Genomic DNA, 13142 nt, shown 5'->3' on the forward strand with positions numbered 1-13142 from the left:
AACTCCACATCCTCGTGGTCTTCGTGAGCGGGTCGCCGTCAGGGTGTCAGGACGGGCGCCGGCGTCGGAGAGCCGACCACCGTCGCGCCCATCTGCGCGTGCAGGCTGAGCTCCGCCGCCGTCAAGGCGTGGTCCTGGCTCATCGCGGTTTCGGTGCCATCGATGCAGTCGCGGATGAGCTGCCCGAAATACGGGAACCCCGTCATGCCGTTCGCGTTGAACCGGTGCTGAGCCTCCTGATTCACGAGGAGCACCTGGCCACCACCGTTGTCGGTCGTGATGTCGATGTACTTGCGCAGCTCGATGTACCCGTCGGTGCCCAGCAGAAGCGTGCGCCCGTCACCGAACACTCCCAAGCCGTCGGGCGTGAACCAGTCGACGCGGACGTATCCCGTCGCACCGTTGTCGAGGACGACGTGCGCGTCGCCGAAGTCCTGCAGGCCGGGAGTCTCCGGATGCGCGTAGTTCGCGATGGTCGAGGTCGACACCCGACCGGTCGTCGCACCCGTGTAATGGAGGATCTGGTCGAAGTTGTGGCTGCCGATGTCACAGAGGATTCCGCCGTACTGCGCGGGGTCGTAGAACCAATCGGGGCGTCCCCCGCCGATGCGATGCGGACCGAAGCACACGACCTGCACGACCCTGCCGATCGCGCCCCGCTGAACGAGCTGATCTGCGAGGATCGCCGCCTCCGAGTGCACGCGCTCGCCGTAGTACACCGCATAGAGCAGACCCGTCCGTGCGGTCGCCTCCCGGACGGCATCCAGTTGCGCGAAGGTCGTCAGGGGCGCCTTGTCGACGAAAGCGTGCTTCCCTGCCTCGATCGCCCGCAGTCCGATGGGCGCACGCTGCGACGGAATCGCGGCGGTCGCGACCAGCCGAACCGCGGGGTCGTTCAGGACCTCCTGCTCGCTCGAGGCGATGCGTGCCGTCGGATACTGCTTCGCGAACGCGGCGGCGCGTGCGGGATCCTCGTCGAACACCCAGGTCACCGTCGCCCCGGCGCCGATCAGACCGTCGGTCATGCCGAAGATGTGGCCGTGGTCGAGACCGACCGCCGCGAAGGCGAACTCGCCCGGAGCGACGACGGGGCGCGGGAGGGGGTTGAAAGTGTATGAATCGGTCATCGGGTGTTCTCCTGGTCTGTCAGGTCGTAGGCACGGATCCGTCCGCACATGCCGAAGGCGCGTTCCCCGGATGGCGCGGGAGCCACACGGGCTCGGGCATCGCGCAGATGGGCGACGTCGCCACGCGCGGTGGCCTCGGTGAACGTGAGCGAGGTCTGCGCCTGAGCAAGCGCGCCGGCGCGGACGAGCTCGCTCCAGGCGGCCGCCCGGTCGCGGACGAGCGCGCCGGCGCTTGCGTAGAAGTCGTCGAGCGGAGCCCGATCGCCGGCGACGACCGCATCGCGCAAGGCCTGGAACCCCGTCACGGCCAGGTCCCGACGGCGAGCGGCGCGCGCGGCCCGCTCCTCCCCCTCGCCCAGTGCTGCCGCCTCGGCGTACGCCGCCGGGTCGCCGACGATATGCGGGGGGAAGGTCATCACGGCATCGCCGGCCTCCGGCAGTCCCGCGTTGCTCATCAGCACCAGCACCTTCAGCCCGCCGCGGTTGACCGCACGGTGGATCGTTCCCGGCGTGAACCAGACGACCGATCCGGCCTCCAGGTCGGTCTCCCGGAACCCCTCGCCGTCGATCGTCTGAAGGGCGCCACGACCCTCGACGACGAGGTAAGCCTCCGTCGAGACGAGGTGGATGTGCGGACTGCCGCCGCAGATGCCGTCCGGGGCGGCGTCGTGGTAGATGTCGAGGTGCGACAGCGAGGTGCCGCCGGGGAACGAGGGGCCGGTCACGATGCCGCCTCGATGAGTGAGCGCTGCTTCTCGTAGAAGCGGGGTGCGCGCTCGACGAGCTGGCCGGCGCGGTAGTAGGGGTCGTCGGCGGGGATCGGGAGGTCGACGAAGGTACGCTCGATGCCCGCCTTGTAGATGGCCGAGACGACCTCGATCGCGTTGCGGCCGTCCCGCCCGTCCGCGACCGGAGCGCGCCCCTCCCGGATGGCGGCGAGCAGGTCTCCGATCTGCCCCGCGTGCCCGGTGTGCGCGAGAGGTTCCCGGGCAGTGACGACCGCCTCGATCGCCGCCACCAGCTCGGGATCACCGCCCTGCGCGGGGAATCCGCCGCCATCGGCGCGCTCGGCGATCACCCGCCACGGCTGCGACACGCGGGCATTAGCCCCCTGGATGACGATCTCCTGCTCTTCCCCGTGATGGACCACGGAACTGGTGAGCTGGGCGAGCCCGCGTTCGTAGCGGAGGACCGCGACGGAGAGATCCTCGACCTCGCTGTTGTCGTGCTGCGCGTTGGCGAGCATCGCGGTCACCTCCATCGGGCGGCCGAGGAGCCACAGCAGCAGGTCGATGTGGTGAATCGCGTGGTTGAGGGTGCAACCGCCGCCCTCCTTCTCCCAGGTGCCACGCCACCAGAGGTCGTAGTACGGCAGCCCGCGCCACCATGCCGAATCCACCCGCACGAAGGAGATCGGACCGAGAAGCCCCGAGTCGACGACGGTTTTGAGCGTCGCCAGGTCGTCGCGGAACCGGTTCTGTGCGACAACCGAGAGCACCTTGCCTGAGCGCTCCTGGGCGGCCAGCATCGCGTCGCACTCTTCGAGGGACGGCGCCATCGGCTTCTCGACCAGCACATTCACACCGCCGTCCAACGCCGCGATCGAGAGGGCCGCGTGCGTCGACGGCGGAGTCGAGATGCTGACGAGGTCCAGATCGGCCTCCGCGATCATCCGGAGCGGGTCGTCGTAGCCGGCGGCATCCCTCAGGCCGAACTCCTCGGCCTTCTGCGCCGCCTTTCCCGGCATGACGTCGGCAAGGGCGACGATCTCGCACTCCCCAGGGAACGCGAGGTACCCGCCGATGTGGGCACTCGCTATGCCGCCCGTGCCGATGATGCCGATTCTGAACATGCTTCCTCGCACTTCTACTACGTATTACTACGACGTAGTAGTCATGATGGTGGCATCTGCCGCGCGCGGTCAACAGTTTTCTAAAACGACCGTGTCGCGACCGGTCACTAGGATGGGCGACATGGTGGGAACAGCCGAGAACGATCGTCTCGTATGGATCGATTGCGAGATGACGGGGCTGGATCTCAGCGTCGACGAGCTCGTCGAGGTGGCGGTCATCGTCACCGACTACGAGCTGCGGCAGCTCGACCCGGGCTTCCAGCTCGTGATCCGTCCGAGCGAGGCGGCGCGAGCGAACATGGGCGACTTCGTCACCGCGATGCACGAGACGTCGGGCCTGCTTTCCGAGCTCGACTCGGGCGTCCCCCTCGTCGACGCTGAAGCGGCGGTGCTCAAGTACATCCAGCGCTTCGTGCCCGAAGGCAAGGCAGCCCTGGCCGGCAACACGATCGGCACCGACCGGATGTTCCTCGCGAAGTACATGCCCCGGGTCGACTCCTGGCTGCATTACCGCAACGTCGACGTCTCGAGCATCAAGGAGCTCTCGCGGCGCTGGTTCCCCCGCGCCTACTTCCAGGCACCGGCCAAGGACGGCGGACACCGGGCGCTGGCCGACATCCGAGAGTCGATCCGCGAGCTCGCCTACTACCGTTCCGCCGTGTTCGTGCCGGCGCCCGGACCCACGAGCGACGAGGCTCGGGCAGCCGCTGAGGCCGCCGTGTCGTCGTATGCCCCATCCGTGTAATACAATCGTCTGGTTGCCCGGTTTCACCGGGAGACATGGTGGCTATAGCTCAGTTGGTAGAGCACCGCGTTGTGGTCGCGGGGGTCGCGGGTTCAAGTCCCGTTAGCCACCCCACGTTTTGCCCCGGAATTCCGCGGATCTCCGAAGCCCTGGAACCGCTCACCTACATCTCTCACCTACATTGGGAGGGTGTAGCCGAGCTACAGGCCCGAGATTCGGGCGGAAAGCAGGGATCATGGCGAGTGTTAGCGCACGTCGTTCACCGCGCACGGGGGTCGTCTCCTACCGTGTCCAGTTCCGTATCGACGGACGGATGACGTCCGAGACGTTCCCCGACCCCGCGGACGCCGACCTGTTCGCGGCTCAGGTCGACCGGCTCGGCGGCAGCGCCGCGCGCGAGATGCTCGAGCGTCGGCGCGGGAACGTCCACCGCGTCGAGTCGCTGAGGGAGTTCACTGCTCGCTACCTCGACCGCGAGTCGGGCATGCTGACCGGTATCGAGGACGGCACTCGCGCGGGCTACGCCACGGCAGCGGATATCTCGTTCCTGCGGTTCCTCGGCGACTACCCCGTCGACACCATCACCCGGACGGATGTCGGCCGCTGGGTCGCCTGGCAGGAAGAGCAGCCGTCCACGCGACGCCCCGGCCAGAAGATCGCCGCGAAGACGATCAGGAACTACCAGGGTCTACTCTCGACGATCATGGCCGCAGCCGTCGACGCCGGCCTCATCGCGAAGAATCCGGCGCACGGCATCCGCCTTTCCGCGGGCACCTCCCGCGAGGCTGTGTTCCTGTCCCCCGCTCAGTTCAAGACGGTGCTGCACTTCATCCCGCCCTACTACAAACCGCTCGTCGAGTTCATGGCTGGCACCGGCACGCGATGGGGCGAGGCGACCGCGCTCAAGTGGAACGACATCGTGACCCACGGAAAGACGCCGACCGCGCGCATCGACGAGGCGTGGAAGAAGGCTCCCGGCGGGCCCGTGCTGTCAGTGCCGAAGACGAAGAAGTCGCGACGTACGATCTCGCTCTATCCGGCGCTGGTGACGAAGCTCGGCGACCGTGGGCCGGGGGACGAGCTTGTGTTCAAGGGCAAGCGATCGAACGGACGCCTGCATTACGCCCGTTTCCGGGAGTCGACGTGGCTGAAAGCAGTGGCGAAGGCGATGGACCGGGAACTCTGCGCCTCGCTCGGGCTCGAGCCGGTCACCACGGCGCCGAATGTGCATGACCTTCGCCACACGCACGCGTCGTGGATGATCGCAGCCGGCATCCCGCTCCCCTACATTCAGGCCCGCCTCGGCCACGAGTCGATCACGACGACCGTGAACACGTACGGGCACCTCGTGCCAGAGGCTCACGAGATGATGGCGACCGCGATCGAGAACACGCTCGATCACAGCCCTGTGACGGTGTATGAGCTCCGGGACGCGCAGACCGACGCCGCCGATGCGGTGCTCGAGCTCGAAGTCGCGGGTTAGGCGTAGCATCCGGCCATGCGCAGCGAACTCGACCCCGAAACGCAGCTGGACGTCGAACTGTCCGCGATCTGCGGCCGGAACCGCTACACCGCCGACCCCGCTCGCATCGTCGACGAGCTTCGACGCGCCGCCGGCGTCCGGACGGATGTCCTCGCGCGTGTCGCCGGCACGTGGGCTGGCTACTTCGACTCGGCAGAGACGCGGCCCCTCGTCACGGCGCTGCTCGCGATCGAGGGCACGGCGCCGTGGGCCGAGGTCGGCCGGCATCGCCGCGGGCTCCCAACGCACGGGGCGCCGCGACGGTGAGCGTGCTGCACTCGTCCGCTCCGGCGCCGAGCGGATATCGTGAAGCCATGCACGACGACGTCACGACCGGTCCCATCATCACCGTCGCAGGCGCAGAGACGCCTGTGGCCGCGAAGCCGGCCGACTCGTTCAACCTGGTGGCGTGCGCTCTCGGCGCCGGGGCGCTCACCCTGACGCTGACGACGATCGCGATGTACGCGTCATTCGCCCTTGCCCTCGCGGTGGTCGCGCTCGTGCTGTCCGTGCTCGGCATCGCAACGGCGCGGCGGCACACCTGGGCTGCGTGGGCCGGGACGCTTACGTCCGGCGTCGCGGTGCTGCTCGGCGTCGTGTTCCTGACCTCGTAGAAACGACGAATCGCCCCCTCCCCGACCGGACGGTCAGGGAGGGGGCTTTCGTGTGCGTGGTGTGTCAGACGCCAGTGTCGCGGATGTCGTGCTGGCGGGAGCGGATCGCCTCATCGACGGCGCCGGCGGCCACGGTCGGGTTCACGGTGACATTGTGGTCGGTCGCCGGCGTGCCGTAGAGCGGCTGGCTCGCGACGAGACCGAGGCCGAGCAGCCACTTCGAGGTCTTGCCGCGGACGAGCTCGACCACGCGCAGCGTGCCGTACCAGAGCGCGGCGAACCCGAACGCGACGAGCAGCACGACGAAGTCGTGCACCTCGTCGGGGACGGGGATGCCGAGCACGGCCGCGAGCGCGCCGACGATCAGGCCGACGAGCATCGGCGAGTATGAGCGCACGAGCGAGTCGAACGCCGCCTTGAACGCGGACATGAGGTTCATGGGGTTCCTTCTTCCTGGGTAGGTGGTGTGGCGGGCGTCGGCATGCAGATGACGACCCGTTGCGGTGTGGTGCTGCCGTCGGCCGCGACGATCAGCACGTCGGCCGAGGCGAGGGCGAATCCCTCGGGACAGGACGGGCCGGTCGGTCCCGTCGCGCCGGGTGGGCCCTGGGCTCCGGACGGTCCCGGCTCGCCCTGCGGCCCGGCCGGTCCCGGCTCTCCGTCCGAGCCGGGCGCGCCGTCGGCGCCGTCGATGCCCGGCGCGCCTGCCGCTCCTGGTGGACCGGCTTCGCCCGGCTCCCCCGCGGTCCCGCGTTCACCGCGCAGGCCCTGCGTGCCTGATGGCCCGCGCGGGCCGGGCACGACGTCCTGCGGGGCGGTGCCATCGGGAGGTGCCCCGAGCTCGAGCAGCTGGTCGTAGAGACGCTGCGCGTTCTCCTGCGACGCGTGCAGGTCGTCGAGCAGACCGCCGATCTGCTCGGCCTGCGCCGCGTTGCGGTCGTTGGCTGCGCTCACACGCACAGCGAGGTTGCTGATCGTGAAGGTGGCGAGCGCCACGAGCGCCGTGACGAGCACGACGACGAGGGAAACGAAGATGATGCGTGAACGACGTGCGCGTGTCATGTCAGCCTCCCAGCAGCGGTTTGTACACGAGCGAGAGCACACCGAGCACGCTCCCGAGAACCGAGATGAGGATGGCGATCGCGGTGTTGTACTTCCGCGCCTCCATACGGTCCTCGACCGTCTGCAGCCGCGCGGCGACCACCTTCCGCTCGTCAGCTTCCTTCTCGTCAGCTGCGATGCGTTCGGCCTTTTCCGCTTGGACCGCGGCGACCCGTTCCGCTCGTTCCCGCTCGAGAGCGCCGGTCAGGTCACGGATGCGTTCGTCGACCCGCCCTTGGTCAGCCCGCGTCGCCATGTTCCGCTTGATCTCGGATACGTCATCGGCTGTGCTCTGAGTTCGTTCATCGAGGCGCGCGAGCTTGATCTCGATGGACTCGGCTTCCGCCATTAGCTCGCGAGGCGCTTGGACTGCTCGTCGAGCAGCGCCTTCACGAGCACCTTGATCGTCGCGTCGTTGAGCGTGCCGACGCTGCCCTTGATCGCCTCAGCGATCACCGGCGTGATCTGGGAGACGAGCGCGGCCTCGTCGACGTCGACCTTCGTGACGAGCTCGGCGATCTTGTCGTAGCTGATCGGCACGTACTCGGCGTCACCGTCCTGCAGGCAGATCTCGCGCAGGATGTCCCACGCCCGATCATTGATCGGGGTGAACACCTCGAGGCCGGAGAACAGGCCACGGCCCTGCGCGCTACGGCTGCCCTCCCAGCTGAAGTGATCGAACTTCTCGAATGACAGAGGGTGCCAGTACCCGAACCCGGCGAGCACGATGCCGTTGCGGTGCGTGTTCGATGCGTACGAGACGATGAAGTGCTCGTTCGTCTTCACGCCACCGACGACCTCGGCGACTGCGTCCTTGATTTCCTGCTTCGATGCCATCTCGTCGAACTCCTTCGGTGTAGCCGGGATCGGTAGGGGTGCCGCGCCGCTTCCTGCGGTCGCGGGGTTGGTGATGGTGAGGCGGTTGCGTCGCCCGTACGTGCGCGACCATCCGAGGTAAGGCATGCGCCGCGCGGTCTGCGCCTCGACGGTGATGAGGCCGGCCTTCACGCCCCATTCCTCGTGCGCGTAGCTCGTCGCCGAGAGGACGTGGTGTCCCCCGCCGTAGATGTCGAGCGCGACGTGCCCCCAGCGAGCGACGCGGCCGCGGTCGTCGGTGCCGGTGTAGTCCCAGTAGTGGATTGCTCCGGGCGGGGCGTCGCGCGGGTTGCGGGACTCGATGGTTGTGGCCAGGTAGGCGGCAAACGCCGACCCGTAGATGTCCGGGGCGTATCCCCCGCAGTCGGCGATAGTGCGATATGTGAGGCCCGCGCAGAGCCCGTACCAGTTCTTCGGCCGGGTCGAACCGACGAACACACGGATCTCGTGCGGTGTCGTCATGACCCGGCCTCCGGGTCGATCTCTTCCTCCGGGGGCGGCGGGAAGGCGTCGTCGTAGGCCGCGAGGGATGCCTCGATCTTCGCGGCCTGAGTGCGGGCGCCGCCGGCCTGCACTGCGTAGTCCTGCGCCGAGGCGAGCGCGGCGGCACGGTTCATGTCGAACTGTGCCGCCGACGCGCGCAGCGACGCGGCCTGTTCCTCGAGCATCGCTCGGATGATGGGGTCGCTCATGGTGCTCCTATGCGATTCGGATGATGTACCGCTGCACGACGTACGGCGGCATGTTTTCGTGCGCTTGCCCGCCACCGGCGGACATCGTGTCGGCACCTTGCGGGTAGGAGGCGAGGCCGGAACGGTCGCCGTAGTAGTCCTGCCGGATACCGTTGCCGCCGCTGTTGGCGGTGACGACCTGTCCGTGCGAGTGCGCGGGCATCTGCGCTTGGGTGAGGGTGACGGTCTTGGCGCCGCCGGTCTTGCCGACCGTGTTGAACTCGGTCTGTGCCGCGTCGAACCCGACGACCACCCGACCGTTGGAGTTCGGCAGGTTGAACGTCGTCGACCCGTTTCCGGCGCCGTAGTCGGTGCCGATGAGCGCGAACAACGCGGGGTACTGTGCACGCGAGATCGCCGCCCCGTCGGCCCACGCCCAGCCGGGGCCGGGCAGTACCTTCCCGGGCCATATCTGGGTCGAGCCGATCGGCGCAACGACGGTCCCGCCGACGCCCGAGAACAGGTCGCCGTCGAAGTAGCCGTCGCCGCCGACGTCGAGAGCACCTCGGTTGCGGTACTTCTTGACGCCGACGCCGTCGCGCGTCCAGTCCATGAGGATGTCCGCGGTCGCGACCGTCTTCTCCCATGTGACCGTGCGGAGCTTGTCCGTCACCGTCACGCGCACGTCGTACGCCTTCGTGATGTCGAACACGGCGCCACCGGAGATGAGGAAGAACGAGTTGTACGTGAGCCCGGTCGGGGTGATCACGTTCCGCTCTGTCCACGTCTGCGCGCCACGCTCGCGAGACCACACTCGGATGGTGAGGCCGTTCTTCTCCACTGTCGCGGGCTTGAGGGACTGCGCCGCGGCGGCGAGGTCGATGCGCAGGTACGCGCCGGCGTCCTCATCCGGCGTGCCGGTGGAGGTGGCGCGGCGGATCGTGCCGTCGACCTGCGGGGGCGCGTAGGGCAGCACCTTCACCAGCGCCGTCTTCGTTCCCACGCGGCCGCGGGAGTCGGTCACCGCCGCGCCGACCGCGCGATCGCCGGATGCTGGCAGCGGGACCGTGCCGCCGGATGCCGCCGTGACGCCATCGACGGTGAACTGCCGTGCCCGGATCGTCGACCCGTAGACCCCTTGACCATCGATGGTGGCCCGCAGCAGGGACTCGCCCTGCACGAACGCTCCGACCGCCGCGACCACATCCGGGTTCGCGTCCTGCACCGTGATCGTCCCCACCGTGGGGACGACCGAGGCCGGGACGTTCAGCCGGAAGTTGTGCTGCGTTGACCCGATCTGGTTCCGGTTCGCATCCAGCGTGAAGGCCGTGAGGGTGCTCACCGCGGTGGTGTCGTTGGGGATCGCCTCGAGCATCGACCATGCCGGCGTCCAGTCCCACCGGTCAGCGACACCGCCGCGAAGGCCGACGCGCTGGCCCGCCCAGTCCATGTAGATGTCGTGCTGGAACGTGTCCGACGCGCGATTCATCACCAGGGTTGTGACCTGATCCGGCCGCACATCGTGCATCGACGGGAGGATGGTGATGCTCGACACCCGCGGAATCTGCGGCGCCCAGTACGCATCGCCCGCGGAGGCGCTGCCGAGGTCCGAGCCGCTCGCAGACGCCGAGTACCCGACATGCTTCGAGCCGTCATCGTTGTGACGGACTGCGAAGCCGTCGGCCCACAGACGTTGCCGCCCGTTCGGGCCGATGTCGTAGCGGCTGGACCCCGAGCGCTCCTGGCCGTCGACGCTCACGGTCCACGAGACGTCGCCCCAGTACGAGTACGAGCTCGTGTTGACGAGCCACAGCTCGCCGGCGTTCCACGAATCGTTGTTCGGGATGCTCGTGGACCGCGTCCCCATCGTGACCTCGAGGACGATGTTCGGCCGGCGGGAGAACTTGCCCGTCGCCATCAGATCGCCTTCACCACGGTGCGGGTGCCCTGCTTCTGAATCTTGACGTTCGCCAAGTCGACCTCCTCACCCACGAACCGAGGCGCGATGAACTGCCCCGCGTCGAGATATGCCCCCGGCACACCGTTCACGTTGAACGTCATGTTCGAGGGCGTGATCTTCACCGCCGTCGCCGCGCCCGGCGACCCGACCTCGAGCCCCTCGCCCGTGATCCGCACGTACGCCGCAAGACCGTCGGCCTTGTCCTGCGCCTCGCGCGCAGCCGCCTGGGCAGCTGCCGCCGCGACGGCCGCGGCGGACGCCGACGAGCGAACCTCGCCGACCTGCCCACCCAAGGACGACACCTGATCGGTGACGCCGTCGATATCGGACCGTTGAGTCGAAAGCTCCGCCGCCTGATCCGAAACCTGACCGGCGATCAGGGTGATCGCGCCGTTGGCTGAGATGTCGAGGTTCTGCCCGAATCCCGCCGACAGCATCGAGGTCTCGATGAGCCCGGCGCGCAGCACATTCAGCCACGCCTCGTTGCCCCAGATCTCCGCGACGTCGAGCTTCGGCGTCGTGATGACACCGTCGACGATGAGCTCGCCTTCCATGCGGCGCTGGAAGAATGCGTCATCCACGAGGTAGGTGTTCGTGTTGCCGGTGTCGGCGCGCATGACCAGCCGCGGGCGGGCGAAGTAGACGCCGGCGGGCACCTTCCACGTTCCCGCGACACGGACGTACGTCTCCCCGAGGCCCGCCGGAGAGGCCGCGACGGCAGTGACGGTGGTCGTCGTGGCGTCGGTCGCGCCGTACATGATGCTGAACTCGATCGCGCCGGTGACCGAGGCCGCGGACTCGCGTCGCACCCATCCCCCGAACCGGTATTCCTCGCCCGGTTCGACGTGGATCGCGTTCTTCTGCCGGATGCCGTCGTACGCGGCGGTGCCGGCTTTCATACGCAGCGCGCCGGGGCCGCTGCGGGCTCCCGCCGTCACGCGGGTGACGTTCGCGTGGATGCTCGCCCACGCGGTCGTCAGCGGCGCGTTCGTGGGCACGTCGATGTCGAAGCTCGGGTCTTCGAGCATGTTCGTGAGGGAGCCGACGAGCAGCTGCTGCACACTGATCGCGTTCGCGCGGACACGGTTGGCGACGTCGAGGTAGCCGGTGTTGATCTTCGCGGCGTCGAGGGTCGCGATCATCGCGTTCTCGATCGTTCGCGCGACCCATGCGCCGTTGACGAGCTCCCACGCGCCGTTGAAGCGGTTGGATGCGTCGCGGCGGAACCACACTGCACCGTTCGGCTTCCCGACGGCGTCGGCGGCGGTGGGTGCCGAGGATGAGACGGCGAGCCGGCCATCCGCGGTGACCGCGGCGTCCTTCGCCTGGGTCGCGAGGTTGTACGCCTGCTTCGCCGCCTCGTATGCCGACGACTTCTGAACCTCGCCGTACTCGAACGCCGCCGAGCCGTAGGCGACCAGCTGCACGGTGTAAAGCGTGTTCGTGTCCCCCGCGGTGTACCCCGGCTCGGTCGTCGTCCACGGCGCCGCCGGCGGGTTCGTCGTCGGCGCCGCCGGCGCGGTCAGCGATGACGACTGCAGCAGGTAGTACGTCCGCACGTAGGTCGGCGCGGGGAGCACCGCGAGGGTGACCCGGTCGGAGGCGCGTACTGCCATAGCTCAGAACTCCAATCGGGCCTCGAACGTGGCTCGGTCTGCGACGTCGCCCGCCGAGACGGTGAGGGTGGTGCCGGTGCCGACAGCGGTCGTGCCGCCGTCCTTGTACCAGCGGACGGTTCCCAGCGCGGTCAGTGCCGATCCGGTGACTTCGACGCCGCCCTGGTAGACGCGGGCGGTGAGGACGGTCGCGATCTGGGTGTTCTTGAAGATGAGCCCGTTCGATGACGACACCTCGACGGTGACCGCGGCAGCACCCGCGGCGCCGGTGTCGCCCTTTCCGCCGGTCGCTCCCTGCTTGGCCTTCGACCAGGAGAAGATCGCGGTGCGTGCGACCCCATTGCAGGTCAGCGTGATCGGGATGGTGCCCTGATCGGTTCCGCCGAGGTTCGCGCCGGCCGCGATCGACAGCGTCAGCACGCCGTCGGCCGAAGCCGTGCCTGCGGTGTTCGTCGCGACGGTGACACCCGACGGCAGCGTGCCGACCGCGGCGGTGACGGCTGCACGGTTCGCACCGACGTAGCCGAAGAAGTCGACCTGGACGGTGGTGGCGGCCACCGTCGCGCCCGAGGCGTTGGTGACGACCATGTGGGCTTCGTTCTTGAGCCCCACGAGCGTGGCCGCGGCGCCGGCGGGGCCGGTCGGCCCGGTCGGACCCGTGTCGCCCTTCGCGCCGCCCGGCCCGGTCTCGCCCTTGAAGGCGATGCCGAACGAGAACCGCTTCTCGATGGTCAGGCCCTCGACGACGACGGGGATGATGACCTCGCCGCCAGCGGTGACCGCCGTCGTGACCGAGATCGTCAGCGTCGGAGCGGTGGCGTGGTTGTCGGATGTGACGGTCACGCCGGCGGGCTTCACCACGTTGGCGACGTTCACGGACGCCGCGACGTAATCGCCGCCCATGAGCGCCTGGATTTTGGTGGAGGTCGACCCCGCGATGGCGGCGGCGGTGGTGCCAGGGAAGTTGTAGGACTCGCTCGACATCACCACCGAGACGCCGTCAGTCAGGTCGGTGAGGGTGATCTGGTCGGCTGCTCGCTGCGCCATGGGGGTTCCTG

At 68.5% G+C, this 13142-nt stretch carries 15 protein-coding genes and 1 tRNA gene; 5 read left to right on the plus strand and 11 right to left on the minus strand.

Annotated elements, in window-relative coordinates; genetic code table 11:
* Positions 1–38: 38 nt before the first annotated feature.
* The 3 genes from O1W71_RS01835 to O1W71_RS01845 are packed head-to-tail and all read right to left on the minus strand — an operon-like array spanning position 39 to position 2979.
* Positions 39–1127: a Gfo/Idh/MocA family protein gene (locus O1W71_RS01835; RefSeq protein WP_269266275.1), complete on the minus strand. Its 1089-nt coding sequence runs from the start codon at positions 1125–1127 to the stop codon at positions 39–41.
* On the minus strand, positions 1124–1852 hold the full coding sequence (locus tag O1W71_RS01840; RefSeq protein ID WP_269266276.1) for a cupin domain-containing protein: 729 nt from the start codon (positions 1850–1852) through the stop codon (positions 1124–1126). The genes O1W71_RS01835 and O1W71_RS01840 overlap by 4 nt, the downstream gene beginning before the upstream one ends.
* Positions 1849–2979 carry a Gfo/Idh/MocA family protein gene (locus O1W71_RS01845; RefSeq protein WP_269266277.1) on the minus strand — a complete coding sequence of 377 codons (1131 nt, stop codon included), beginning with the start codon at positions 2977–2979 and terminating at the stop codon, positions 1849–1851. The genes O1W71_RS01840 and O1W71_RS01845 overlap by 4 nt, the downstream gene beginning before the upstream one ends.
* Positions 2980–3100: 121 nt before the next feature.
* Here O1W71_RS01845 and orn point away from each other — a divergent pair, with 121 nt between their 5' ends.
* The 5 genes from orn to O1W71_RS01870 all read left to right on the plus strand — a co-directional run bounded on the left by orn (position 3101) and on the right by O1W71_RS01870 (position 5860).
* Positions 3101–3724: an oligoribonuclease gene (orn, locus tag O1W71_RS01850; RefSeq protein WP_269266278.1), complete on the plus strand. Its 624-nt coding sequence runs from the start codon at positions 3101–3103 to the stop codon at positions 3722–3724.
* A gap of 38 nt (positions 3725–3762) precedes the next feature.
* Positions 3763–3838 (plus strand) — tRNA-His (locus O1W71_RS01855).
* A gap of 199 nt (positions 3839–4037) precedes the next feature.
* Entirely contained in the window at positions 4038–5207 is a 1170-nt protein-coding gene (locus O1W71_RS01860; RefSeq protein WP_269266279.1) for a tyrosine-type recombinase/integrase, read from the plus strand.
* A gap of 15 nt (positions 5208–5222) precedes the next feature.
* A complete protein-coding gene (locus O1W71_RS01865) occupies positions 5223–5513 on the plus strand; it encodes a hypothetical protein (protein WP_114589440.1) in 291 nt (96 codons plus the stop codon).
* A gap of 47 nt (positions 5514–5560) precedes the next feature.
* Complete coding sequence (locus tag O1W71_RS01870; RefSeq protein ID WP_269266280.1) at positions 5561–5860, plus strand: hypothetical protein; 300 nt, start codon at positions 5561–5563, stop codon at positions 5858–5860.
* Positions 5861–5924: 64 nt separating this feature from the next.
* On the opposite strand, the gene O1W71_RS01875 is transcribed toward O1W71_RS01870, so the two are convergent.
* From O1W71_RS01875 to O1W71_RS01910, 8 genes are read right to left on the minus strand one after another with little or no spacing between them, the layout of a single operon-like run.
* Positions 5925–6299 (minus strand): hypothetical protein, encoded by a 375-nt coding sequence (locus O1W71_RS01875; RefSeq protein ID WP_269266281.1) that lies wholly within the window; start codon positions 6297–6299, stop codon positions 5925–5927.
* Positions 6296–6922, minus strand: coding sequence for a hypothetical protein (locus O1W71_RS01880; RefSeq protein WP_269266282.1), 627 nt, complete (start codon positions 6920–6922; stop codon positions 6296–6298). The genes O1W71_RS01875 and O1W71_RS01880 overlap by 4 nt, the downstream gene beginning before the upstream one ends.
* A 1-nt stretch (position 6923) precedes the next feature.
* On the minus strand, positions 6924–7310 hold the full coding sequence (locus O1W71_RS01885; protein WP_269266283.1) for a hypothetical protein: 387 nt from the start codon (positions 7308–7310) through the stop codon (positions 6924–6926).
* On the minus strand, positions 7310–8299 hold the full coding sequence (locus tag O1W71_RS01890; RefSeq protein ID WP_269266284.1) for a hypothetical protein: 990 nt from the start codon (positions 8297–8299) through the stop codon (positions 7310–7312). Before O1W71_RS01890 ends, O1W71_RS01885 begins: the two co-directional genes overlap by 1 nt.
* Entirely contained in the window at positions 8296–8529 is a 234-nt protein-coding gene (locus tag O1W71_RS01895) for a hypothetical protein (protein WP_269266285.1), read from the minus strand. The genes O1W71_RS01890 and O1W71_RS01895 overlap by 4 nt, the downstream gene beginning before the upstream one ends.
* 7 nt (positions 8530–8536) lie before the next feature.
* Positions 8537–10426, minus strand: a complete 1890-nt coding sequence (locus tag O1W71_RS01900; protein ID WP_269266286.1) for a DUF859 family phage minor structural protein — start codon at positions 10424–10426, stop codon at positions 8537–8539.
* Complete coding sequence (locus tag O1W71_RS01905) at positions 10426–12084, minus strand: carbohydrate binding domain-containing protein (protein WP_269266287.1); 1659 nt, start codon at positions 12082–12084, stop codon at positions 10426–10428. Before O1W71_RS01905 ends, O1W71_RS01900 begins: the two co-directional genes overlap by 1 nt.
* A 3-nt stretch (positions 12085–12087) precedes the next feature.
* The gene (locus O1W71_RS01910; RefSeq protein WP_269266288.1) at positions 12088–13131 is read right to left on the minus strand and encodes a collagen-like triple helix repeat-containing protein; all 1044 of its coding nucleotides are present in this window, start codon (positions 13129–13131) and stop codon (positions 12088–12090) included.
* Positions 13132–13142 lie beyond the last annotated feature (11 nt).

The organism is Microbacterium sp. H37-C3, assembly GCF_027157935.1.
GTDB lineage: Bacteria > Actinomycetota > Actinomycetes > Actinomycetales > Microbacteriaceae > Microbacterium > Microbacterium plantarum.

Bases quoted from the DNA above. Each gene is read 5' to 3' on its own strand.
- O1W71_RS01885 (WP_269266283.1), bottom strand. From the start codon at position 7,310: ATGGCGGAAGCCGAGTCCATCGAGATCAAGCTCGCGCGCCTCGATGAA.
- O1W71_RS01880 (WP_269266282.1), bottom strand. From the start codon at position 6,922: ATGACACGCGCACGTCGTTCACGCATCATCTTCGTTTCCCTCGTCGTC.
- O1W71_RS01860 (WP_269266279.1), top strand. From the start codon at position 4,038: ATGACGTCCGAGACGTTCCCCGACCCCGCGGACGCCGACCTGTTCGCG.
- O1W71_RS01905 (WP_269266287.1), bottom strand. From the start codon at position 12,084: ATGGCAGTACGCGCCTCCGACCGGGTCACCCTCGCGGTGCTCCCCGCG.
- O1W71_RS01845 (WP_269266277.1), bottom strand. From the start codon at position 2,979: ATGTTCAGAATCGGCATCATCGGCACGGGCGGCATAGCGAGTGCCCAC.
- O1W71_RS01835 (WP_269266275.1), bottom strand. From the start codon at position 1,127: ATGACCGATTCATACACTTTCAACCCCCTCCCGCGCCCCGTCGTCGCT.
- orn (WP_269266278.1), top strand. From the start codon at position 3,101: ATGGTGGGAACAGCCGAGAACGATCGTCTCGTATGGATCGATTGCGAG.
- O1W71_RS01865 (WP_114589440.1), top strand. From the start codon at position 5,223: ATGCGCAGCGAACTCGACCCCGAAACGCAGCTGGACGTCGAACTGTCC.
- O1W71_RS01900 (WP_269266286.1), bottom strand. From the start codon at position 10,426: ATGGCGACGGGCAAGTTCTCCCGCCGGCCGAACATCGTCCTCGAGGTC.
- O1W71_RS01870 (WP_269266280.1), top strand. From the start codon at position 5,561: ATGCACGACGACGTCACGACCGGTCCCATCATCACCGTCGCAGGCGCA.
- O1W71_RS01910 (WP_269266288.1), bottom strand. From the start codon at position 13,131: ATGGCGCAGCGAGCAGCCGACCAGATCACCCTCACCGACCTGACTGAC.
- O1W71_RS01890 (WP_269266284.1), bottom strand. From the start codon at position 8,299: ATGACGACACCGCACGAGATCCGTGTGTTCGTCGGTTCGACCCGGCCG.
- O1W71_RS01895 (WP_269266285.1), bottom strand. From the start codon at position 8,529: ATGAGCGACCCCATCATCCGAGCGATGCTCGAGGAACAGGCCGCGTCG.
- O1W71_RS01875 (WP_269266281.1), bottom strand. From the start codon at position 6,299: ATGAACCTCATGTCCGCGTTCAAGGCGGCGTTCGACTCGCTCGTGCGC.